Here is a 22298-nt window from a genome sequence, read left to right as displayed (position 1 = left end):
TCCAAGCGATCGCAGTTCGCCACTCTCTTCTGGCCAGAGCTCGACGAGGTCGGCCCGGAAGCGTGCGGTCAGCTGTGGGTCGATCGCCCGATCAATTGCAGGTCACCCGCGCGCGATGGCGTTCGTACTGGTCCTGCAACCGCCCGGCAGCCAGCGCCGGATAGGTTTCGGCGAATTCGGCCAGCGCGATGCAGGCACGGCTGGTGTCTTCCAGCGCGATCATCGACTCGGCGAGGAACAGCAGGCTGTCGCCGGCACGCGCCGCGGTCTTGTCGGCCTGGTAATTGCGCAGGAACCACGGCGCCGCCTCGCGGGCCTTGCTGTCGTCGAGATAGGCCCGGCCAAGCAGGTTGCGCCCATAGGTGGCGCGCCAATGTTGCGGGTTCTGTTCGACGAACAGCGTCAACTGCTGCTGCGCTTCGGGGTAGAAGCCGGCTTCCCAAAGACGGAACCCGTAGGAATATTCGTCATCCGCCGGATCTTCGGTCTGCGGCTTGGCGATTGCCGAAACCGCAGCCAGACGTTCGGGGTCGGGTGCCGCCGCTACAGGCGTCGGTGTCAGAGCGGGTGCCGGCGTGCTCAAGGCGCCCGAAGTGTTCGGCGTCGGGGTGACGCTGGGAGTGGGGGTAGCCGGACGGCTCCCCGTCACCGCGCCGGATTCGAGCGCATCGAGGCGTTCGCTCAGCGTACGCAGGGCGAAAGTGTTCTGTTCGGTCTGGCCGGTCAGCCGCTGAAGCTGGGTCTCCATCGCGTCTATCCGCGCGAGGATATCGGTGACCGCGGTCGTCGAAGGCTGCGTGACCATGGTGTTGGTCTGCGGCTGGCCGGTGATCTCGGGTTCGAAATAGCGTCCGTCGCCGCCCGGGAAAACGCGGCGCTGCAGCGCGCGCACTTCCGCCTCGATCTTGCGCAGGCGCGTTTCGTCATTGCTGTCCTGCGCCACGGCAGGCGCGGAAAGGGCGAGCAGAGCGAGCGCAGTGCCCCCCAGTCCGACAAAACGCAGTCCCCAATTCCTTGACCCGGCAATACGGGCAGTCCGAACCGTCATCGTCGCAAGGCTCCTTCGCGCGAGTGTTAGCATTGCGATGCCTTAACCATGCTTGGCTGTCGAGGGGATGAAGCGCAAGTTTACCCAGCGGATCGTCGCAGGGTCGGGCCGATGGATAGCGCGTCAGTTCACCGTGACATCGGGGCCGGAGCTGTCGCCCACTGCCGGTACCGAGGGTTCGGTACGCGCCATAAGCGCCTCGGCGGTCACCGGCACGTCGCGCAGGATCTCGTCTTCCTCTGAGAGCTTGGGCACCGAGCGGCCATCGACCGTGATCGCGAACGCGTAGGGCCTGCCGGTCCAGACCTGCGGCCCTTCGGCATCGGCAGGTATGGTGAAGCTTTCGCCTGCGGCCATCTGCGCCTCATACAGGCTTTCGCCGCTGGCATCGTAGAATTTGACCCAGGTGTCGTTCATTTCGGAGGTGAAGACCACTTCGGCATCGGGGTCGACCGCAGGCGTATCGGCCGGTGATGGCGCACGATCGGCGGCAGCGATGGCGGGTGCACGATCGTCCTGCAAGGGTGCCGGGCCGAGACCGGGCGCGAAATAGGTGCTGTAGAAGGCGAAGCCGCCGACCAGCAGCAGGAGCGCGGCCAGCGCACCGAACCACGCCAGCTTGCGCGAAGGCACGCGCGCCGGGTCGCCCGGCTCGAAGCGCGCCGGGGCCATGTTGTGACGATCATGTTCGTCGCCGAGTTCGCCGCGGAGCTGGTCGAGCAGTTCGGCCTCGTCCAGTTCGAGCACCCGAGCATAGGTCCGGGTGAAGCCGATTGCATAGGTGCGCGACGGAAGCTGCGAATAATCGCCGTTTTCGATGGCGACGAGGTGGCGCTGGGGGATGCGGGTTTCGGCCGCGATCTGCGAAAGTTCGATGCCTTTGGCGCGGCGCGCAGCCTGCAGGCGCTCGCCCGCCGTGGGCACGGGCGCGTGCGTTTCCTCTTCGACGAGCGTTACTTCTTCCATCAAATCCCCGATGCCGACCCGGACCCTTATTTCCTGCACAAAAGCGACAGGTTGAGGTCGAAGTCAACCGTTGTTCCATGATGGCGTACCATCGCAAACGTTGAAGCGGTCCGGAAAAACGTTCAAACTCAGTCGGTTTCGATCTCACGCTCGGCGGCCCAGTCCTGCAGCGCCACCCGCATGTCCGGGGGCGGCGATGCCAGCCAGCCCTGCATCACGCCACTCAGTTCATCCAGATCGATCTTACGGACCAGTTCCTTGATCGGACCGACCGAAGCCGGGGTAATCGAAAGCCGGCGGTAGCCGATACCCAGCAGCGCGAGCGCTTCCAGCCTTCGTCCGCCCATCTCGCCGCAGACGCTGAGGTCGACCGGATGGCCGACCACGCCCTTGGCGATACGCTGGAGAAACCGCAGGATCGACGGGCTCATCCAGTCGTAGCGTTCGGCCAGCTTGGGATTGGCGCGATCGGCGGCGAACAGGAACTGGGTGAGGTCGTTGGTCCCGACCGAAAGGAACGAAAGCTTCGGCAGCATCAGGTCGAGAACCTCGGCCAGCGCGGGCACCTCGAGCATGGCGCCATAGCGGATCTCCTCGGGCAACCGCTTGCGGCGATCCTTCAGCCAGGCGAGCTGTTCGTCGAACACTTCCTTGGCCGCGTCGAACTCCCACGGCTCGCTGACCATCGGGAACATCACATTGAGCGTTCGCCCCGAAGCGGCCTCTAGCAGCGAACGCGCCTGCGCCTTGAGCAGCCCGCCGCGTTCGAGCGACAGTCGCAGCGCACGCCAGCCCATCGCCGGGTTCTCCTCGCGCTCGCCCATCGACGCGTCGATATAGGGCACCGCCTTGTCGCCGCCGATATCGATCGTTCGGAAGATCACCGGCTTGTCGCCCGCCGCGTCGAGCACATCGCGATAGAGCCGGGTCTGGCGATCGCGCTGCGGCAGGGTGGAGGAAACCAAGAACTGGAACTCGGTGCGGAACAGCCCGACCCCATCGGCCCCGGTCATCGCCAGCGAGCTCATGTCGTCGCGCAGACCGGCGTTCATCATCACGTTGATGCGCGTGCCGCAGCGGGTGAACGGTTCGACATCGCGCAACTCGGCATAGGCGGCCTGGCGCTCGCGCTTCTTGGCGAAGCGCGCGTCGAAGGCTTCGCGCATCGGCGGGCTCGGCCGCAGCGTGATGCAGCCCTTGTCGGCATCGAGCAGCACCTCGTCGCCCTCGTTGACGCGGCGCAGCACCCCCTTGGCGCGGCCGAGCACGGGAATGTCCATCGCGCGCGCGACGATCACCATATGCGCGGTCAGCGAACCTTCCTCGAGCACCACACCCTTCAACCGACGGCGATCGTATTCAAGCAGTTCCGCCGGACCGAGATTGCGTGCCACCAGGATCGAATCGCGCCGCAGGCCCTGCCGCGCCGCGGTGCCCAGCTGACCCGAAACGATCCGCAGCAGCCGGTTGGAAAGGTCTTCGAGATCGTGCATCCGGTCCGCGAGCAGCGGATCGTCGATCTCGCGCATCCGCATCCTCGTGCGCTGCTGAACGCGCTCGATCGCCGCCTCGGCGGTCAGGCCGGAATCGATGGCCTCGTTGATCCGTCGGCTCCAGCCCTCGTCATAGGCGAACATCTTGTAGGTCTCGAGCACATCGTCATGCTCGCCGCCCTTGCCGAATTCTGGCTCCTTGCCCATCGCGTCGATCTGGTCGCGCATCTTGTCGAAGGCGCGATAGACCCGCTGGCGTTCGGCTTCGGTATCCTCGGCCACCACCTGATCGATCTCGACCCGCGGCTGGTGGAACACCGCCACCCCCTCGGAAAGGCCTTTGACCAATGCCAGACCGTCGATCATCTCGGGCCCGCTGGGCAATTCGGCGAGATCGAGCGGGTGCTCCAGATCGACCAGTTCCTTGTGCGCAATCAGCTCGGACAGGATCATCGCCGTCGTCTGCAGCGCTTCGATCTCGACATCCTCGTAGCGGCGCGGTTCGACGTGCTGGACGCTCAGCGCCCCCACCGCGCGCTCGCGATAGACGATCGGTACCCCGGCGAAGGAGTGGAATTTTTCCTCGCCGGTTTCGGGATGGTAGAGAAACTCGGGATGCGCCTTGGCCTCGGCCAGATTGAGCGTCTCGATGTTCTTGGCGATCGTGCCGATCAGTCCTTCGCCCAGACCCAGCCGGGTTACATGGACCGCATCGGGATTGAGCCCGCGGGTCGCGAACAGTTCGAGCGCGCCTTCGCGCAGCAGGTAGATCGAGCAGACCTCGCTGGTCAGGCTCTCGCCGATAATCTCGACCACCTGGTCGAGTTTAGCCTGCGCGTGCAGGCGCGAGGCCATCACCTCGTGAAGGCGGGTGAGGATCAGGCGGGCGCTAGCGGCGGCTTTCATCGCGCCGGTCTATCGCAGACCGAGCACGGTGCAAAGCCGCCGCAGCGCCTGCATCGGCTCAGAAGCGGGAGATTTCTTCCTTGATCTGAAGCTTTTGCCGTTTGATCTGCTGAATCTCCGCATCGTCGGGCGCGGGGCGGGATTGTTCCTTGCGCAAGCGGGCCTCGAGCCCGGCGTGCCTGGTACGGAGCGCTTCGACATGAGGTGATTGCATAGGTTCGTCTCCTTATAGGGGGTGTACTGTCCCCGAAAGAGCGACTCGCCAGCGCGGGCGAACCGCGTCACAGCAATGAAACATATTCACCCGCGTTTGCGAAGGGGCAGAATTGCTTTAGCGCTCGGACGGATTGTAATCGCGGCGAGTGGATTCGCCGCATCAGCCAGGGTGGATGCGTGACCGAACAGGAGCTGAGAAAACGGCTGGAGGTGGTGCGTAGCGAGCATCGGGATCTCGATGCGGCGATCCATGCGTTGACCCAGGCCGGATCGCCCGACCAGCTGCAAATCGCCCGGCTCAAGAAACGCAAATTGCGGATTCGCGACCAGATCGCCGATCTCGAGGACAATCTGCTGCCCGACATCATCGCCTGAACAGCACTCAACCTTGGGTCAGCAGTACGGGACCCGAGTCTTAGCGCGGCAGTCTGAGTGCCATAGTACGGAATTGGGACAGCCCGTTCATGGCGCTGGAGCGCATCCGCAGCCGTGGCTAGCCCTCGTCACCATGATCGCAACGACCACCGCCCGCCGCACCATTATCGAAGAGCTCTATTCCGAGGCCCTGCTGCTGGCCGACGAGGCACGGGGCGCCTTCGACATGCGCGGCGAGATGGCCCCCGACGGCGGTCGCAACGAAGAGCGGGTCGCGCTGTCGATCGAGGGCCTGCGCACCACCACGCGGCTGATGCACGTCCTTGCCTGGGTGCTCAATCAGCGCGCCTATCTTGCGGGTGAACTCAACGAACATCAGTTGCGCCGCCACGGGCGCCTGCCAGCCGAGCGCCCGTCGATGCCCGGAATGATGGACAAGCTCCTGCCCGAAACGCGCCAGCTGGTGCGCGAGAGCGAGCGGCTCCACGCACGGGTCGAGCGGCTCGACCGCGACTGGCCGCAAACGCAGGCGGCGAGGCTCGGTGCCGTCGATGCCATGCACAGCCGGATCGCCGAAGCTTTCGCGCCTCAAACCCTCGCCGGGTAGGCGCTCGCAGTCGAGGCAGGTTCAGGCGGCGGTGAGCGCCTTGCGCCACCGGGCCAACCGCTCCTGCCGGACAGCCTCGGTCGAACTCGGCGCGAAACTCTGCGCGGGGCCCCGCATGGCCTTGGCCGCCTCTTCGAGCGTGGCGTAGAGCCCAGCCCCCACCGCCGCGCACAGCGCCGCGCCCAAGGCAGTCGTCTCGACGAAATCGGGCCGCTCCACCGCGATATCGAGCATGTCGGCCAGATCCTGCGCCATCCAGTCGTTGGCGCTCATCCCTCCGTCGATCCGCAGCGCCGTCCAGGGCGCGCCATCGGCGGCGAAGGCTTCTGCCAGATCGTGGGTCTGGTGCGCCATCGCCTCGAGCGCGGCGCGTGCGATCTGCGCCCTGCCGCTGGCGAAGCTGAGCCCGGCGATAACCCCGCGCGCCTCGGGCTGCCAGTGCGGCGCCCCCAGCCCCGAAAGCGCGGGCACGATCACCACCTCGCCGCTGTCCGCGACCGAGCGCGCCAGCTCCTCGGTCTGCGCCGAGCTCTCGATCAGCCCGAGCGTGTCGCGCAGCCATTTGACCAGGCTCCCGGCGACGAAGACCGAGCCTTCGAGCGCATAGGTCCGCTTGCCGTCGCGCTGGTTGAGCACGGTGCCGAGCAGGCGATGTTCCGAACGCGGGATGTCTGCCCCTTTGTTGGTCAGCACGAAGGCGCCGGTGCCATAGGTCGCCTTGGTCTCGCCGAACGACAGGCAGCCCTGCCCGATGGTCGCGGATTGCTGGTCGCCGACCAGCCCGCAGATCGGGATGGCGCGCCCAAACCAGCTTGCGTCGCAGGCAGCCAGCTCGCCATGGGTGTCGGTGACCTGCGGCAGCGCCGCCAGCGGCACGCCCATCAGATCGCACAGGCCCGGATCGAATTGCGCGCCGTCGAGCGCCAGCAGCTGGGTACGGCTGGCATTGCTCGCATCGCTGAGATGCGCTCCGCCGGTCAGCTTGAACACCAGCCAGCTCTCGACCGTACCGAAGGCCAACGTCCCCGCCTTGGCCGCGCTGCGCACCGCCTCGTCATTGTCGAGCAGCCAGCGCATCTTGGTGCCGGAGAAATAGGGGTCGAGCAGCAGCCCGGTGCGTTTCTGGATCTCGGCCTCGTGGCCGGCGTCCTTCAGCGCGGCGCAGAACGCACTGGTGCGCCGGTCCTGCCACACGATGGCCCGCGTCAGCGGCTCGCCGGTGGTTTTATCCCATGCGACCACGGTCTCGCGCTGATTGGTGATCCCGATCGCGGCGATGGCGGCGGCATCCTCGCCGATCGCCTCGCGCGCGCAAGCCAGCGTCTTTTCCCAGATCTCGGCTGCATCGTGCTCGACCCAGCCGGGGCGCGGATAATGCTGCGTGATCTCGGCCTGGACGACGCGTTGCATCGTGCCGTCGGGTGCGAACACCATCGCGCGCGTGGATGTGGTGCCCTCGTCGAGGACCAGAATTGTCTCTCCCATGGCGGGCAGCCTTATCCCGAGCACCCGCGCGAAGTCGAGGCGGCATATAGCAAGCTCGACTAACGCGGCCCGGGTCCCCATATGCGGATCATGGCAAAGGCACCGCCCAAACCCTGGCCCACCGGCCAGGCCGAACAGATCGAGCCGCTGGTGCGCCGCGTGCTCGCCCCCAACCCCTCGCCCTTCACCTACACCGGCACCCAGACCTATATCGTCGGGCAGGGAGATGGCTGCGCGGTGATCGATCCGGGGCCCGACGAGCCCGAACATCTCGCCGCGCTCGAGGCGGCGATCGGCGGCGAGCATGTCTGCGCGATCATGTGTACGCACACGCATCGCGACCATTCGCCAGCCTCGCGCCCGCTGGCGCGGCGCACCGGCGCGCCCATTGTCGGCTGTGCTCCGGTCGCCTTCGACACCGCGGGCCCGCGTGCCGACGAGGGCTTCGATGCCGATTACGAACCCGACCGCGTGCTGGCGGACGGAGAGGCAATGACCGGTCCGGGCTGGACGCTGACAGCGGTCGCCACCCCGGGCCATGTCTCCAACCATCTGTGCTTCGCGCTCGACGAAAGCGGCGCGCTATTCAGCGGCGATCACGTGATGGGCTGGTCAACCAGTGTCGTCGTCCCGCCCGATGGCGATATGGGCGACTATATGAACAGCCTGCAATTGCTCCACGAGCGCGACGACCGGGTGCTCTACCCCGCGCACGGCCCGCCGGTGACCAACCCGCGCCAGCTGGTGCGCTCGATGATCGGCCACCGCCGCCAGCGCGAGAACCAGATCCTGCGGCTGCTCGGCGAAGAGCGGCAGCAGATCGGCGACTTGGTCCCGCAGATGTACAAGGGGCTCGATCCCCGGTTGACCAAGGCGGCAGCGCTTTCGGTCACCGCGCATCTCATCGATCTGGAACGCCGCGGCCTCGTCGCCCGTTCGGAGGACATATGGCAGACCGGTTGAAAGCGGGCGCTGCTCCCGATCACCGCGCAGCCTAAACCGCGACCGGCGCGAGTTTCATATTCTTGAACCAAAATCCACGACCCGAAGGGGGCCCATGATGACTGCCCAGACCACCCCGCCCACTGGCACCGACTTGCTCGCCGAGATCGATCGCCTGCGCAAGGAGCGCAACGCGGTGATCCTCGCGCATTACTACCAGAGCCCGCAGATCCAGGACCTCGCCGATTTCGTCGGCGATTCGCTCCAGCTGAGCCAGATGGCGGCGGAAACCGATGCCGATGTGATCGCGTTCTGCGGCGTCAAATTCATGGCCGACACCGCCAAGATCCTGAGCCCGCAGAAGATCGTGGTGCTGCCCGATATGGATGCCGGCTGCAGCCTCGAGGACAGTTGTCCGCCCGAGAAGTTCAAGGCCTTCCGCGAGGCGCATCCCGACCACATCGCGCTGACCTACATCAACTGTTCGACCGAGGTGAAGGCGCTGTCGGACGTGATCGTCACCAGCTCGAGCGCCGAGACCATCCTCCAGCAGATCCCCAAAGACCAGAAGATCATCTTCGGCCCCGACCGCCATCTGGGGGGCTATCTCAGCCGCAAGTTCGACCGCGAAATGCTGCTGTGGCCCGGGGTCTGCATCGTCCACGAGGCCTTCAGCGAGACCGAGCTGCTCAAGCTCAAGCAGCAATATCCCGGAGCCCCGATCGCGGCGCATCCCGAATGTCCGCCCACCATCGTCGATCACGCCGATTACGTCGGTTCGACCAGCGGCATCCTGCAATTTGCCGAGACCTTCGAAGGCGACACGCTGATCGTTGCCACCGAGCCGCACATCATCCACCAGATGGAAAAAGCGCTGCCGAACAAGAATTTCATCGGCGCACCCGGCGCGGATGGCAATTGCAGCTGCAACATCTGCCCCTACATGGCGCTCAACACGCTCGAGAAGCTCTACACCTGCCTGCGGGATCTGGAACCGCGGATCGAGATCGAGGAAGGCCTGCGGCTGCAGGCCAAGCGCAGCCTCGACCGGATGCTCGAACTGGCAAGCGGGACGATTGGTCATGGCGATCTCGGCAAGATCTAGCGCTCCAATCGCTCCGTCAACATGTGTGGCGTGGCCATCCCAAAGCCGAGCGCGATCGCAAAGGACATGCCCAGTTGGCCGGTTGCGACAAGCAGCGCCATGGTGATCGCACCGGCAGCAGCGACCGCGCTTGGCAACGCCACCGCTTGCCAGACCGCCCTGCGGCCGTAATTCACCATCTGTCGCTGCTGAACCGGCACGGCGTGCGCGATCAGGAATACAAGGCCGACCGCAAGCACCGGATGAAACAGCGCGACGCTGGCAAGCGCGATCACTGCATGACCGAACCCGCGCAGGCCCCGCATCAGCGCATAGAGCGCGCAGCCCACCCCGGTCAGGCCGAGGAGCGCCAGCACCCGGACAACGTTAATTGGTACATCCGTCCCGGTAATTACCGCGAACACGTCCGCCGTCGTTTCGGGGCGGAACAATGCGCTCCCACCCACCGCCAGCCCGGCAATCGCGTAACGAGTGATGGGCGAAAAAGCGCAGTCGCTGCGAGCGAAGTGCCATGCCGACAAGGTCAGGAACAACGCCAGCCCGGCGAACGGCGCAAACAGAAACAGGCCTGCCACGGCCGCGCCGGTCAGAATGTAGGCGCCGGCGTGGATCGGGGTTATGCGAGCGATGGCACCTTCATTCTCGTCCCCCGCGCCGTGGGCAAGACCGAGAAGAAAGAAAACAAGGCCGGCACCCACGGCCCATTCCTGGCCCGCAAGCTGCGCGACACACGCAATTGCGACCGCAATCCACGACAAAAGGGCCCCGGCATCGTGCCAGGGCCCTTTGTTATTCAAAATACGGGCTGGTCGCAAACCGGTCAGTCGCCGCGCTGCGATGCCACGCTCGATCCCAAGGGCGAAGTCTCAAGGGCTTCGGCAGCAGGCACATATCCTTCAAGCGCACTGCGGCGCAGAACGTACCGGCTGAGAATGATACCATAGACCAGCTTCGACGAGATATCGGCAACCGAAAAGAGCAGCTGGCGAACAACCACCACATCACCGGTAAAGCCGAGCTGAGGAAGAGCATAGGCGATCGGGTAGAGGCCCCATGTTGCGAGGAAGAACCACCAGATGTTCTTGGGCCAAGCCTGCAATTGGGTGGGGCTGGTTTGCACTCCGCGAGAAATAACGCCGCGGACCTCGACGATCAGCCAAACGAAGAACACGCTCGAAATCACACCCCAAATGTTGAGTCTGGCCCAATCACCGGTTTCCCCGAACTGGCCATAAAGCCCGGTCCAGATCATAAGTACGGCCGGGATGATCATTCGGATTGCCCGTTTGTGCAGTTCGGGCCGCGGAAGGCCGAAAGCTATCGCCAGCTGCGTCAACAGGATCGGTACTGTAATCGTCCAATTGCCGTAGCGGAAGGCGTTGGTGAAGCTCGAGTTTTCGGCGAGCGGCTGATAAAGGTTGCCGACCAGCGCATAGCTTTCCTGCCACAGGCTGAATTCACGCATCATACTTAGGCCTGCCGAAGCCATGACCACTGCCGACATGATTGGTATGACGCGATAACGCGGCGCCAATTGCCAAGCGATCGCCAGGAAAAATAGAATGAATGCAAAATGGGCACCGTAGCTGACCATCAGGATCAGCGAGCCGGCAGTGTGTTGCCCCACGGTGAGTGCGACAAGATTCTCGATGCTGCCGAGCTGGCTCGCAAGTTCAGGTGTAACCAAGTCCCTACCCTTCACATGGGGGTTGATCTTCGGGCCCTATGGGTTCGGCAGACTTCGCCTGGGCGCCTCGCCTCGGCACCTCGCCTCGGCATATGGCACATAGCAACCAAATCGCTGGTGTGCGGTTAGGTTCCTGTGCGTGGGTGTGCGCCTAGCGTTCAAGCGGGGGGAATAACGTTGAAGACAGGTAACCCGGTTACCGGACTGCCGGGATGGATACTCCACCGTGTCGTCGCCAATTACTGGTTCCTGGCGCTGTGCGCGGTGATCTCGGCGCCGATTGCGTTAGCAGCCGTTCTCCATCTCGATCGCAACGGGCTGACCGCCTGGCTGCTCGATCGCGACCTCGCTCCGGTTGAGACCGCTGACGCGGCGAAGGAAGTTGTCGGGATCATCGCAGGGATCGATGCTGCCTACATAACCCTGTATTTCTCGATCTCCCTAATCGTCCTCACGATTGCAGCGGGCAATCTTGGTGTGCGGTTGATCGACCGCTGGCTGGGCAAGCGTCTGGTTCGCGTGTCGATCGGCGGCCTTTCCTTCACGCTGATCTTCACGGTGCTCACCCTGGCGTCCGTCGATTCCGAGGCCGCGCTGGCCGACACGCCGCTCACGGCAGTCGCTGCGTGCATTGGCTTCCTGCTGATCAACACCGCGATGCTCGCGGTGGCGCTCCATGATCTTGGGCGTACCATGTTTGTCGATAGTGCGATCGACGAGCTTGCCCGCGATGCGGCGCGTCCGCGCTTCAAGCTGGAAGGGGCAGCGCCCTTCACCGGCAAGCTTGCGTATCGGGTTGCCGCTCCACGCGATGGTTATGTCGAAGGCATGGAACTGGATAAGCTCGAGCGGCGACTGGCCGCCCATCCCGGAGCGATCCGCATCTGCGTCGCTCCGGGCCAGCACGTTCTCAATGGTGAGACGCTGATCGCCCTCGAGCACGAGCTTGCGACCTCCGATGATATCCTCGGTGACATTCCGATCGGATCTTTTCGCAGCAACAGCCAGGGCGCGGTGTTCCAGATACGGTTGCTCGTGGAAATCGCTGCTCGGGCGCTGTCTCCTGCGGTAAACGATTTCTACACCGCGCTGGCGGTGGCGGATGCATTGACCGAGGTCATTGTCGGCCATCGCGAAACCTGGGTCGATGACGGCGCGATGCCAGTCATTGGGCAATCGGGGACGTTGGAACTGCCCGGGCAGGACTTCCGAGGCCTGTTCCAGGGTCCATTGGCCGCGTTCAGGCAGGCGGCGGCCGATTATCCCTCTGTTGCGATCCATATGATCCGCAATTATCGCAGGATTTGCGACATCCCGTTCGCCAACGCGGTGCAAGTGCACCGGAAGGGCTTGATCAACTTTCTCTACGACGAAGCGAAATCGCTGTCCGAACATGCCGCAGCACGCGCGCAACACGACGCTGATCGCGAGCATATACTGACGGCTTTCGATGAGTTCCGGCAGATGCGTACCGCCGGTCGGACGCCATCTTAATGACCGGGGCTCTCCCAACAATTTGCAAGTTTCCTAGCGTCGGCTACTTGTTCCTGCTGGCTCAATCTTCGCTCGCGGCTCGAACTCCGGAAGGAACCGCTCCATGACCCGGCTTCGCGTGATCTGGCAGAGCATCAACGCCAGCTACTGGTTTCTTTCTGCGCTTTTCGCGATCTCTGCCTTAGCGCTCGCCGTGGGCACTCTCTGGCTCGACCAGAACGGATATTCGGAATTTCTCGATGAGATCGCCGGGCTGCAACCGGCCCGGCCCGAGGGCGCGAGCAATATCCTCACCGTCATCGCGGGTGCGATGATCGGGGTCGCTTCGACCGTGTTCTCGATCACGATCGCGGCAGTCGCCTATGCTAGCGGCAATTACGGCCCGCGGCTGCTGACCAATTTCATGGAGGACCGTGGGAACCAGTTCAGCCTCGCGACCTTTATCGGCACTTTCGTCTATGCGATCACCGTGCTCCGTACAGTGCGTGCCGAGGATGAGGCCCAGGTCGGCCTGTTGCTTGCGGCGACCGCGACTGCGCCCGGATATGTGCCGCAATTGTCGCTGCTGATGGCCTTCGCACTAATGGGCCTTTCGGTGGCGGTGCTGGTCTATTTCCTCAACCACATTCCGGCCTCGATACGGGTGAATTCGGTGCTGAGGGGCATCGGAGCCCGGCTGCTCAAGGACATTGCCAAACGCTTTCCCGACCAGAACACCGGCGAGCGCGCAGGATCGTCGCCGGAAGGTTCGCACCTCGTTGCGAAGGGCACCGGCTATGTCCAGGCGATAGATTTTGCGCGGCTGGAGCGGATCGCCCAGCGCGAGGAAGGAAAGCTCAAACTGGCGGTGCGGACAGGCGATTTCGTCCATCCCGGCGTCACGATCGCCTATTGGGCGGACATGGATGTGGGCGAGGATCGTCCAGACGACGAAGTGCGCGACTGCTTCACGCTCGGCAGCATGCGCACCCCAAGCCAGGATATGCAGTTTCTGATCGACGAGTTGGTGGAGATCGCGCTGCGCGCGCTATCGCCCGGAATCAACGATCCCTTCACTGCGGTGACCGCAATTCACTGGCTCGGCGCCGCCACCGCCGAACTCGGATACCGCAATCTCACTCGCACCTATGCGAAGGAAGGCGAGGAACCGCATCTTGTCCTGCTCGAGGACGATTTCGAACACTATCTCGCGCGCGGCTTTGGCGCAGTTCGCGGCGGCATCGCCACCAATCGGATCGCGACGCAAGTGACCTTTGACGCGCTGGTCGACGCCGCCAGCCTGGTCGATGATGAAAGTCGGCGCGCCGCAATCCGCCAGGAGGGCGATCAACTGGCGCGCCAGGCGCGCGAACATCTTCTCGGACCGGAGCTCGATGCCGTGGAAGCGCGCTACCAGCTCTTCCTTCAAAGGATCGAACGCTAGGCGAGCTTTGGCGGCGGAGCAGAACGGGCGAGCGCCAGCGCCCCGGCCAGCAACGCCATTCCAGCCATATCCATCACGGTCAGCAGTTCTCCGAAAGCCACCCATCCGACGCTCGCGGCAATCGCGGGCTGGGTCAGCAGCGCCATCCCGATCACCAGCGGCGGAAAATGGCGCAACGCGAACACCAGCAGGCCCTGCCCGATCAGCTGGCTCGACACAGCCAGCCCAACCACCGGACTCCAGCCCGCCGCCCCTGGCAGGATCGGCTCGCCCATGGCGAAGGCCATCGCCAGCATGATCGGCGCAGCAACGCAGCACACCAGCAGCAGCACCGTCCAGGCGCCGAGCGTCGCCCGGGCGCGTTGCGCAGGGAGCAGATAGAAGGCGTAGCACAGCCCTGCGAACAGGCAGAACAGATCGCCGATCACGCTCGTGGGCGAGATTTCCAGACTGCGGCCCAGCAGTATCGCCGCACCCGACAGCGCGGCCAGCACCGCCAGCCCCTCGCGCGGCAACGGCTTGCGGCGCAGCGCGACCAGCCCCCAGAGCATCAGGATCACGCTGCCCGAATTGCCGAACAGCACCGCATTGCCCAGCCGCGTCATCTCGATCCCGATGTGCCAGCTCGCCAGATCGACCGCGAAGAACACCCCCGCTATCGCCGCCAGCCACAGCAGCCGCCGGTCGATCGGTGCGCCGCTGCGTTCGCGCCAGGCTAGAAACGCGATCAGCGGGATCGGCAGCGCCAGCCGCCAGAAACCGGCGCTGACCGGCCCGGTGTCGGCGACCCGGACGAACCAGGGGCCGAACGCCAGCGCGGCATTGCCTCCCAGCAGCGCCACGAAGTGCCAGGCACTGGCCTGATAGGCTTTCTTTGCTGGAGCCGCGCTTGTCACATTCATGGCCGCTCCCTAGCTCGCATGCCACAACACACCAGCAAAATTGGATACCCGTTTATGCACGAAAAGCTTTTCGAACCTTTGTCTCTGGGTGCGATCGAGGCGAAGAACCGCGTCATCATGGCGCCGCTCACGCGCGGTCGTTCGACCCAGCCCGGCTCGGTCCCGAACGAGATGATGGTCACCTATTACCGCCAGCGCGCCGACGCCGGGCTGATCATTACCGAAGCAACCGGGATCAGCGTCGAAGGCCTCGGCTGGCCCGCAGCGCCCGGTATCTGGAGCGACGAGCAGGTCGAGGGCTGGAAGCAGGTCACCAAGGCCGTTCACGAGGAAGGCGGCAAGATCGTCCTGCAGATGTGGCACATGGGCCGACTGGTCCATCCGGTGTTCCTCGGCGGCGAGCCACCCGTATCGGCAAGTGCGACCACGGCCCCGGGCCACGCCCATACCTTCGAGGGCCGCAAGGATCACGAATCGGCACGCGCACTCGGGCTCGACGAAATCGCCCGCGTGGTTGGCGATTATCGCCACGCCGCCGAGAACGCCAAGAAGGCCGGGTTCGACGGGGTGCAATTGCACGGCGCGAACGGCTATCTGGTCGACCAGTTCCTGCGCGACGGAACCAATCTTCGCGAGGACGAATACGGCGGTTCGCCCGAGAACCGGGTCCGGTTCCTGCGCGAAGTGCTCGAGGCGCTGATCGATGTCTGGGGCGCCGACCGCGTCTCGGTCCGCTTGTCGCCCAATGGCGAAACGCAAGGGTGCGACGACAGCGACCCGGCGGCGACCTTCGGCGCGGCGGCGCGGGTGATCGAGGAGCTCAAGCTGGGCTTCCTCGAACTGCGCGAACCGGGCCCCGAAGGTACTTTCGGCCAGACCGATGTGCCCAAGCAGAGCCCGCTGATCCGCAAGATCTACACCGGGCCGCTGGTGCTCAATTCGGATTACACCGCCGAGGAAGCGGTCGCCGATATCGACGCGAACCGCTGCGATGCGGTGGCCTGGGGCCGCTGGTTCATCGCCAACCCCGATCTGCCCGAGCGGATCCGCACCGGCGCCGAGATCGCGCCCAATGTCGATGTGCCCGCCAGCTGGTACAGCAGCGGTCCGGAAGGTTATATCGACTACCCGAAACTGGGCGAATAAACCCCGGTATTGAGCGGGACGAAGGCGTCGCCTGATGCGTCAGGCGGCGTCGTCGTCCGCTTCGCCTTCGGGTTCTGGCTCATCGGTGGTCGAGGCGGGCGCGGCCTGATCGGCTTGAACTTCCGTTGCAGGCGTGGCTGCACTGCCTGCAGGCTCTGCCGAGCCCGTCTCGCTCTCTTCTGCCATGGATGGCCCCTGCGAGCGCACTGTATCCAGCGGCAGCATCGCATCGCTGATCGTCCCGCCGATCACCTCTCCAGCGGCGGTACGGCCGTCATTGTCGGTCGGTTCCGCGACGGGCTCCTCTCCGCAGCCAGCCACGAGGGCGAGCGGGAGCAAGAAGACAGGCAGGCGATTGGTCATGGCAGGGCGCTCATCTTTCCGTTCAGCGCGGCGAGGAAATCGTCGAGACGCGCCAGCAATGCCTCATCCCAGCTCTCGGGCGCAAGCGGTTTGCCAAGCTTTGCCAAGCTGGTGACGCCGAATTCCTCGATACCGCAGGGCACGATGCCGGTGAAATGCGCGAGGTCGGGATCGAGATTGACCGAAAAGCCGTGCATCGTCACCCAGCGCCGCACCCGCACCCCGATCGCGCCGATCTTGGCTTCGCGACCGTCGATGTCGCGCGTCCAGATCCCGATACGGCCCTCGGCGCGCCAGGCCTCGACCCCGATATCGCCCAGCGTGGCGATCACCCAGCCTTCGAGCGCCTGGACGAAGCGACGGACATCGCGCTCGCGTCTCCTAAGATCGAGCAGGACGTATCCGATCCGCTGCCCCGGCCCATGATAGGTGTAGCGCCCGCCGCGCCCGGCCTCGACCACCTCGAACCGCGGGTCGAGCAGTTCGCCCGCCACCGCGCTGGTCCCGGCGGTGTAGACCGGCGGATGCTCGAGCAGCCACACCAGCTCCCGCGCTTCCTCCCGGCCGATTGCCTCGTTGCGCGCTTCCATCGTCGCCAGCGCCTCGCGATAGGGGATGCGGTTCGCGCTGCGACGAATTTCGACTGTTTCGGGGGACGCGCCGGTCATGAAAGATTGCGTGGCGAGAGCCGGCGCGCTTATCAAGGGCGAAAGAACCACACCGGGGAGCAAAGCGAATGAAATTGGACCTCAGCGCCGCATGGGATGGAGCGATGGCGATGATCCGCACCAATCGCGAAGTCGTGCTGGTCCTGGCCGGAGTGTTCTTCTTCCTGCCCTATCTCGCCTTCTCCTTGTTCCTTCCCGATAGCGGAATGGCCGAAGCATCCGCCGCGAACGAAGGCGACATGGATGCCATCGCGGCAATCGTGATGGAATTCTATGCCGAATTCTGGTGGGCGCTGTTGCTGTTGGCGCTGATTCAATCTGTCGGTGCCCTCGCCAGCCTTGCGGTACTTGGCGACAATGCGCGCCCCACCGTGGGCGATGCCATCAGACGCGGCGTTTCGCTGCTGCCAACCCAGCTCGGCGCGCAGATCGTCGCCGCCCTGGCGATATTCGCGCCTATCGTGCTGGCCTCGGGTATTGGCGCGGCGACCGGATCCGCAGCGATCACCGGACTGCTCACGCTGCTCGGCCTCCCGGTCGTGATCTACATCGTGGTCAAATTTTCTCTCAGTTCGCCCGCCATCGCCATCGATCAGACGCGCAATCCCCTGAAGGCGCTGACTCGCTCTTGGGGACTGACCAAGGGCAACAGCTTGCGGCTGTTCTTTTTCTTCCTGCTGTTGATCGTTGCATTCCTGGTGGCCTCGACCGTCCTCAATCTCCTGATCGGCCTGGCGCTGGCGCTGCTGGGGGAAGAGTTGCAGCTTATCGGACTGGCAATCTCCGGGGCGCTGATCAATGCGATCTTCTCGGTCGTGGCCTACGCGGTGCTGGCTTCTGTCCATCACCACTTGGGTGGCAAGGCGATCGCGACAGTTCCCCGCGCGGGCGGCGAGGAATAGCGCTTAGCGCTCGTCGCTCTTCCAGCCCCAGAACAGTTTGCACGGCAACACGTTGAGCCACTCGAAGCCGCTGTCTATCCGGCGGAAATGGGGCGCCATGTAGTCGCGCGCGCGGGCGGTGAACTGATAGACCAGGAAGGCTCCGCCCGGTCGCAGCACCCGGTGCGTGGCCTCGGCGATGGCCGGCGCGACGCCATCGGGCAAGGTCGAGAACGGCAGACCGGACAGCACGTAATCGGCTTGATCGAAACCATGCGCGGTCACAATCTCCTCGACCTCGGCGGCAGAACCCAGCACCGCGTGGAAGCGGCTGTCGGTAATCGTCTTTTGCAGATAATCGACATAGAGCGGATTGGTGTCGATCACGATCAGCGTCCCGTCGCGCCGCAGCCTGTCGAGCACCGGCTGGCAGAACGTGCCGACACCCGGGCCGTATTCGACGAACAGCTTGCATTTGTCCCATTCGACCGGCGCCAGCATCTTCTCGATAGTGAAGCGCGACGAGGGGATGATCGAACCGACCATCTTGGGATGTTCGAGAAAACCGCGGAAAAACACGCCCCACTGGCCGAACAACCGCCCGGTCCGCGCCTTGAGATCGTCGCGGCGGAGCGCTCTTGAGCCTTGAAAATCGTTCACCATTCGACCCTTGTTTGTGGTCAGTGACCCACGGAGCGACGACCGGTTACAGCTTCAACGCGGCATTGCAACCCATCGGGGGCGGGCCTAGCGCAGAAGCGCCATGGCCGAAAGCGACCCCTCCCACTCCGTAGCGCCCCCTCCACCCGCGCTCGCGCAGGCGATTCCGCGCGGGCGGATGGCGCTGCTCTTTACGGTGATGCTGGTCACCGCAGCGGGCAACACCGCGATGCAATCGGTAATGCCCTCGATCGGCACGGCACTGGGCGTCAGCGATGTGTGGATCAGTCTCGCATACAGCTGGTCGGCGCTGCTGTGGGTGGTTTGCGCGCCGATTTGGGCCGACCGTTCGGATCAACGTGGCCGCAAGGCGATGATGGCGCTGGGTCTATCGGGTTTCATCGTGTCGATGGGGTTTTGCGGACTGGCGCTGTGGCTCGGGCTTACCAATGCGCTGCCTGCCATCTGGGCACTGATCGCATTCGCGGCGGCGCGCAGCCTCTATGGCGGGTTCGGCAGCGCCGCCCCGCCCGCGGTCCAGGCCTATGTCGCCAGCCGCACGCCGCGCTCCGAACGCACCCAGGCGCTCTCGCTGATTGCCTCGAGCTTCGGGCTCGGCACGGTGATCGGCCCCGCGCTGGCGCCGCTGATGGTGCTGCCGTTCCTGGGTCTGACCGGACCCTTCATCATTTTCGCATTGATCGGCGTGGTGGCGCTCGTCACGCTGCGCTTGCGGTTGCCCAATGACGAGCCGCAATTCCCCGCCCGCGGCAACGCCTATGATGCGCCCTATGCCGGTGGTTCTACCGCCGGGCACCGCCACGACGGTACCGGGGCGGATGCCAAGGAGCAGGCCGACGCGGAGGACGATACCCTTCCCGAAGGCAAGCTGCGCTGGAGCGACCCGCGGCTGCGCCCGTGGGTCATGGTCGGCCTGCTCGGCGGCCACGCGCAGGCCATGATCCTGGGCATCTCGGGATTTCTGGTGCTCGACCGGCTGGGCCTGCGCGATACTCCGGCGGAGGGCACCGGTCCGGTCGGACTGGTGCTGATGGCCGGCGCGCTCGCGACGCTGCTGGCGCAGTGGGGGTTGATCCCGCGGTTGCATCTGGGGCCGCGCGCGGCGTCGCTGTGGGGTATCGCGGTGGCCGGTGTGGGTGCCGCCCTGCTCGGTGCAGCGCAGGATCTGCACAGCATTGCGCTCGGCTATGCGATCGCCTCGCTCGGCTTTGGGCTGTTCCGCCCCGGGACCACCGCGGGCACTTCGCTGGCGGTCAGCCGCGCCGAACAGGGCCGCGCCAGCGGGGTCACCGCCTCGGTGGCGGGGGCGAGCTTCATCTACGCTCCAGCGCTCGGCGTGTTTCTCTACAACCGTTCCGACTGGCTCGGCTTCGGCCTCATCCTGCTGCTCTGTCTATTGGTATTCGTGATCGGTCTACGCACGCTCCAGCCCGACGAGAAACTGACCCGCGATCGTAGCTAGAGGATTTCGAGCACCGCATCCTGCGGGCGGCACAGCCGCACACCCTTCCCGGTCTCGACCAGCGGACGGTTGATGAGGATCGGATCCGCGACCATCGCTTCGAGCACGGTTGCGGCGTCGGCATCGGGCAGGCCGCGTTCCTCGGCATCGGTCCCGCGCAGCCGCAGCCCTTCCTGCGGTGCGATCCCGGCATCCTTGTAAAGCTGTTCGAGCTTCTCGCGGCTCGGCGGTTCCTTGAGATATTCTACCACGGTAAGCTCGATGCTCGAGAGGTTTTCAAGAATCGCCAGCGTTTTTCGCGAAGTGCCGCATTTCGGATTGTGCCAGATCGTCGCCTTCATGGATTCGGTCCTCTTTGGGGTTGCGCCCGGCGCCAATAATCGAAAGCGCCGCCTACGGAAACACCGTCGTGGTTCAGTTCGCGTCCGCGCTGGCGGGGGGAGTCATCGCCGGCACCCGCCGCGCGGCGTCGTCGGCGCTGATGCCGGGCGCAGGCGCCGCGCTGATCGTTTCCTCGCGGCGCGCCACTCGCCCAGCGCGTTCGATCGCACGGACCAGCCGGGGATAGACCCCGCACCGGCACAGATTGGGGATCGCCGCAATGATCTCGGCCTCGCTGGGAGCGGAATTGCGTTCGAGCAGTGCACTTGCCGCCATCGCGATACCGGGTGTGCAGAACCCGCACTGGATCGCCTGTTCGGCCACCAGCGCCTGCTGCACCGGGTGCGAGCGGTCGCGTGACAGCCCTTCAATGGTGGTGACGAACCGCCCCTCGGCCTCCGCGATGGTGATCAGGCAACTGCGCAGCGCCTCGCCATCGACATGGACTATGCACGCCCCGCAATCGCCGACCCCGCAGCCGTATTTTGTGCCCGTCAGATTGGAGGCATCGCGCAGCGCCCAGAGCAGCGGCGTATCCGGCTCCATCAGATATTCGACCGGCCTTCCGTTGACGGTCATGCGGGGCAAGCGGCGTTCTCCTGCGAATTGGCTCAGCGCGCTCCTTCGCACAGGGGCCTGCGAATCGGCAAGCCGCGCTTCCCAAGCCACCCCCGCCGCTATAGGGGCTTGCCCCGATGAGCGAGACGGCCAAACTGACGCGGGGATCGATCCGCGGCCATCTCGTGACTCAGACCACGCCCATGATCATCGGCGTCGCCGCGATCATGTCGATCGGACTGGTTGACGCCTATTTCATCGGCCAGCTCGGCAGCACGCAGCTCGCCGCGATCGCGTTCATCTTTCCGATCAGCGTCGCGCTCACCAGCATGGGTGTGGGCGTCATGGTCGGAATCAATTCGGTCGTCGCCCGGGCGCTGGGCGAAGGCGATAGCGCCAAGGCCGCCCGGCGCGCCAATCTCGGGATTGTCTTTGCCATCGCCTTGGGCATCGTCATGGGGCTGACGCTGTTCGCGCTGCTCGATCCGCTGTTCGGCCTGATGAATGCCGACGAGCAGACCCGCCCCTTTATCCGCGCCTATATGCAGCCCTTCGCACTCGGCTTTCCCCTGCTGATGACGATCATGGGTTTCAACGGCGTGCTGCGCGGACAGGGCGAAGCGCGTAAGACCAGCTATATCTCGATCTGCTACGCCGCCGCCAACTGGATACTCGATCCGATCCTGATCACCGGGGCCTTTGGTTTCGAGGGGTTCGGCATCGCCGGCGCGGCCTATGCCACACTGGCGGGCTGGGCCATCGCCATCATCTTGGGGCTTTGGCTGATCCGCAGCACCGCGCTGCCATTCAAACCGATGCTGATCCGCCAGAGCGCGGTGATCGAACCGCTGGTTGCGATCCTGCGGGTCGCCGGACCGGCATCTTTCTCTAATTCGATCAATCCGATCGGGCTTTCCGTACTGACCGCGCTGGTGGCAGTCGAAGGTCAGGCTGCAGTTGCCGGGTTCGGCGCAGCGGGCCGGTTGCAGAGCTTCGCCCTCGTACCCCTGCTCGCGCTGTCGGGGTCGATCGGCGCGATCGTCGGCCAGAACTGGGGCGCGGGCCTGCCCGAACGGGCGCGGCGCGCGGTCGCCTTTGCGGGCGGGTTCTGCCTGCTCTATGGGCTGGCGGTGGCGGTATTGCTGTTTGCCTTCGGCGAGCGCTTCGCCGGCCTGTTCAGCGACGATCCGGCGGTGATCGACCAGTTCGCCGCCTATCTCGCGATTGCCGTGTGGGGCTATGCCGGTTTCGGCCTGCTGATCACCGGCAATGGCGTGCTCAACGCGGTCGATCGCGCGCCGCTGGCGCTGCTGCAAAGCGCCGCCCGGGTCTTCCTCGTGATGATGCCCTTCGCCTGGCTGCTGCGCGGCAGCTGGGGCGCCGATGCGATCTATGCAGCGGAGCTGGTCGCGAACCTCGCCGGGGGTGCGCTCGCGGCGCTGATCGTGTGGCGGGTGCTGCGCAAGAAACAGCTGCCTGACCTTACCGATCGTTAACCATCCTCCGGCA

23 protein-coding genes are annotated in these 22298 nt (G+C 64.9%); 10 read left to right on the top strand and 13 right to left on the bottom strand.

Features of this window, described 5'->3' with window-relative positions; genetic code table 11:
- Window positions 1–91: 91 nt before the first annotated feature.
- The 4 genes from A9995_RS10080 to A9995_RS16050 all read right to left on the bottom strand — a co-directional run bounded on the left by A9995_RS10080 (window position 92) and on the right by A9995_RS16050 (window position 4627).
- Window positions 92–1048 (bottom strand): tol-pal system YbgF family protein, encoded by a 957-nt coding sequence (locus tag A9995_RS10080; protein ID WP_233998163.1) that lies wholly within the window; start codon window positions 1046–1048, stop codon window positions 92–94.
- A gap of 123 nt (window positions 1049–1171) precedes the next feature.
- Window positions 1172–2014, bottom strand: a complete 843-nt coding sequence (locus A9995_RS10075) for a helix-turn-helix domain-containing protein (protein WP_067612358.1) — start codon at window positions 2012–2014, stop codon at window positions 1172–1174.
- 128 nt (window positions 2015–2142) lie between these two features.
- Window positions 2143–4413 (bottom strand): phosphoenolpyruvate--protein phosphotransferase, encoded by a 2271-nt coding sequence (ptsP, locus tag A9995_RS10070; RefSeq protein ID WP_067612356.1) that lies wholly within the window; start codon window positions 4411–4413, stop codon window positions 2143–2145.
- 58 nt (window positions 4414–4471) lie between these two features.
- Window positions 4472–4627 (bottom strand): YdcH family protein, encoded by a 156-nt coding sequence (locus tag A9995_RS16050; protein ID WP_082992626.1) that lies wholly within the window; start codon window positions 4625–4627, stop codon window positions 4472–4474.
- 179 nt (window positions 4628–4806) lie between these two features.
- Between A9995_RS16050 and A9995_RS10065 the strand changes: the two genes are divergently transcribed.
- Complete coding sequence (locus A9995_RS10065; protein ID WP_067612349.1) at window positions 4807–5004, top strand: YdcH family protein; 198 nt, start codon at window positions 4807–4809, stop codon at window positions 5002–5004.
- A gap of 133 nt (window positions 5005–5137) precedes the next feature.
- Window positions 5138–5611: a DUF1465 family protein gene (locus A9995_RS10060; protein WP_067612343.1), complete on the top strand. Its 474-nt coding sequence runs from the start codon at window positions 5138–5140 to the stop codon at window positions 5609–5611.
- Between the two features lie 21 nt (window positions 5612–5632).
- Here the strand turns inward: A9995_RS10060 and glpK are convergent, their stop codons facing one another.
- Window positions 5633–7096 (bottom strand): glycerol kinase GlpK, encoded by a 1464-nt coding sequence (glpK, locus tag A9995_RS10055; protein WP_067612339.1) that lies wholly within the window; start codon window positions 7094–7096, stop codon window positions 5633–5635.
- A 90-nt stretch (window positions 7097–7186) separates the two neighbouring features.
- Between glpK and A9995_RS10050 the strand changes: the two genes are divergently transcribed.
- Window positions 7187–8059, top strand: a complete 873-nt coding sequence (locus A9995_RS10050) for an MBL fold metallo-hydrolase (RefSeq protein ID WP_067612660.1) — start codon at window positions 7187–7189, stop codon at window positions 8057–8059.
- Between the two features lie 97 nt (window positions 8060–8156).
- Window positions 8157–9143, top strand: coding sequence for a quinolinate synthase NadA (gene nadA / locus A9995_RS10045; protein ID WP_067612657.1), 987 nt, complete (start codon window positions 8157–8159; stop codon window positions 9141–9143).
- Here the strand turns inward: nadA and A9995_RS10040 are convergent.
- The gene (locus tag A9995_RS10040; protein WP_067612337.1) at window positions 9140–9841 is read right to left on the bottom strand and encodes a Brp/Blh family beta-carotene 15,15'-dioxygenase; all 702 of its coding nucleotides are present in this window, start codon (window positions 9839–9841) and stop codon (window positions 9140–9142) included. The two genes, nadA and A9995_RS10040, sit on opposite strands and share 4 nt — an antisense overlap.
- Window positions 9842–9963: 122 nt before the next feature.
- Complete coding sequence (locus A9995_RS10035; protein ID WP_067612333.1) at window positions 9964–10830, bottom strand: bacteriorhodopsin; 867 nt, start codon at window positions 10828–10830, stop codon at window positions 9964–9966.
- A gap of 177 nt (window positions 10831–11007) precedes the next feature.
- Here A9995_RS10035 and A9995_RS10030 point away from each other — a divergent pair, with 177 nt between their 5' ends.
- Window positions 11008–12324, top strand: a complete 1317-nt coding sequence (locus A9995_RS10030) for a DUF2254 family protein (protein WP_168157380.1) — start codon at window positions 11008–11010, stop codon at window positions 12322–12324.
- Window positions 12325–12427: 103 nt separating this feature from the next.
- The gene (locus tag A9995_RS10025) at window positions 12428–13747 is read left to right on the top strand and encodes a DUF2254 domain-containing protein (RefSeq protein ID WP_067612328.1); all 1320 of its coding nucleotides are present in this window, start codon (window positions 12428–12430) and stop codon (window positions 13745–13747) included.
- Here A9995_RS10025 and A9995_RS10020 read toward each other — a convergent pair.
- On the bottom strand, window positions 13744–14649 hold the full coding sequence (locus tag A9995_RS10020) for a DMT family transporter (RefSeq protein WP_067612324.1): 906 nt from the start codon (window positions 14647–14649) through the stop codon (window positions 13744–13746). The two genes, A9995_RS10025 and A9995_RS10020, sit on opposite strands and share 4 nt — an antisense overlap.
- Before the next feature lie 54 nt (window positions 14650–14703).
- Here A9995_RS10020 and A9995_RS10015 point away from each other — a divergent pair, with 54 nt between their 5' ends.
- Entirely contained in the window at window positions 14704–15795 is a 1092-nt protein-coding gene (locus tag A9995_RS10015; protein WP_067612322.1) for an alkene reductase, read from the top strand.
- 39 nt (window positions 15796–15834) lie between these two features.
- Here the strand turns inward: A9995_RS10015 and A9995_RS10010 are convergent, their stop codons facing one another.
- Window positions 15835–16158, bottom strand: coding sequence for a hypothetical protein (locus A9995_RS10010; protein ID WP_067612318.1), 324 nt, complete (start codon window positions 16156–16158; stop codon window positions 15835–15837).
- Window positions 16155–16826 (bottom strand): lipoyl(octanoyl) transferase LipB, encoded by a 672-nt coding sequence (lipB, locus tag A9995_RS10005; RefSeq protein ID WP_067612315.1) that lies wholly within the window; start codon window positions 16824–16826, stop codon window positions 16155–16157. The genes A9995_RS10010 and lipB overlap by 4 nt, the downstream gene beginning before the upstream one ends.
- Before the next feature lie 134 nt (window positions 16827–16960).
- Between lipB and A9995_RS10000 the strand changes: the two genes are divergently transcribed.
- A complete protein-coding gene (locus tag A9995_RS10000) occupies window positions 16961–17728 on the top strand; it encodes a glycerophosphoryl diester phosphodiesterase membrane domain-containing protein (protein ID WP_168157379.1) in 768 nt (255 codons plus the stop codon).
- A 3-nt stretch (window positions 17729–17731) separates the two neighbouring features.
- Here the strand turns inward: A9995_RS10000 and A9995_RS09995 are convergent, their stop codons facing one another.
- Window positions 17732–18304: a class I SAM-dependent methyltransferase gene (locus tag A9995_RS09995; protein WP_369815835.1), complete on the bottom strand. Its 573-nt coding sequence runs from the start codon at window positions 18302–18304 to the stop codon at window positions 17732–17734.
- A 166-nt stretch (window positions 18305–18470) separates the two neighbouring features.
- Between A9995_RS09995 and A9995_RS09990 the strand changes: the two genes are divergently transcribed.
- Window positions 18471–19850 (top strand): MFS transporter, encoded by a 1380-nt coding sequence (locus A9995_RS09990; RefSeq protein ID WP_067612309.1) that lies wholly within the window; start codon window positions 18471–18473, stop codon window positions 19848–19850.
- On the opposite strand, the gene arsC is transcribed toward A9995_RS09990, so the two are convergent.
- The gene (gene arsC, locus A9995_RS09985; protein ID WP_067612307.1) at window positions 19847–20191 is read right to left on the bottom strand and encodes an arsenate reductase (glutaredoxin); all 345 of its coding nucleotides are present in this window, start codon (window positions 20189–20191) and stop codon (window positions 19847–19849) included. The genes A9995_RS09990 and arsC overlap by 4 nt on opposite strands.
- Window positions 20192–20264: 73 nt before the next feature.
- Complete coding sequence (locus tag A9995_RS09980) at window positions 20265–20819, bottom strand: (2Fe-2S)-binding protein (RefSeq protein WP_067612654.1); 555 nt, start codon at window positions 20817–20819, stop codon at window positions 20265–20267.
- Between the two features lie 107 nt (window positions 20820–20926).
- Here A9995_RS09980 and A9995_RS09975 point away from each other — a divergent pair, with 107 nt between their 5' ends.
- A complete protein-coding gene (locus A9995_RS09975) occupies window positions 20927–22285 on the top strand; it encodes an MATE family efflux transporter (protein ID WP_067612304.1) in 1359 nt (452 codons plus the stop codon).
- The last annotated feature ends 13 nt before the right edge of the window (window positions 22286–22298 follow it).

It is taken from the genome of Erythrobacter sp. QSSC1-22B, assembly GCF_001678665.1.
Classification (GTDB): Bacteria; Pseudomonadota; Alphaproteobacteria; order Sphingomonadales; family Sphingomonadaceae; genus Qipengyuania.
The sequence above is the reverse complement of the archived record's forward strand: the minus strand, read 5'-3'. Positions and strand labels throughout refer to the sequence as shown.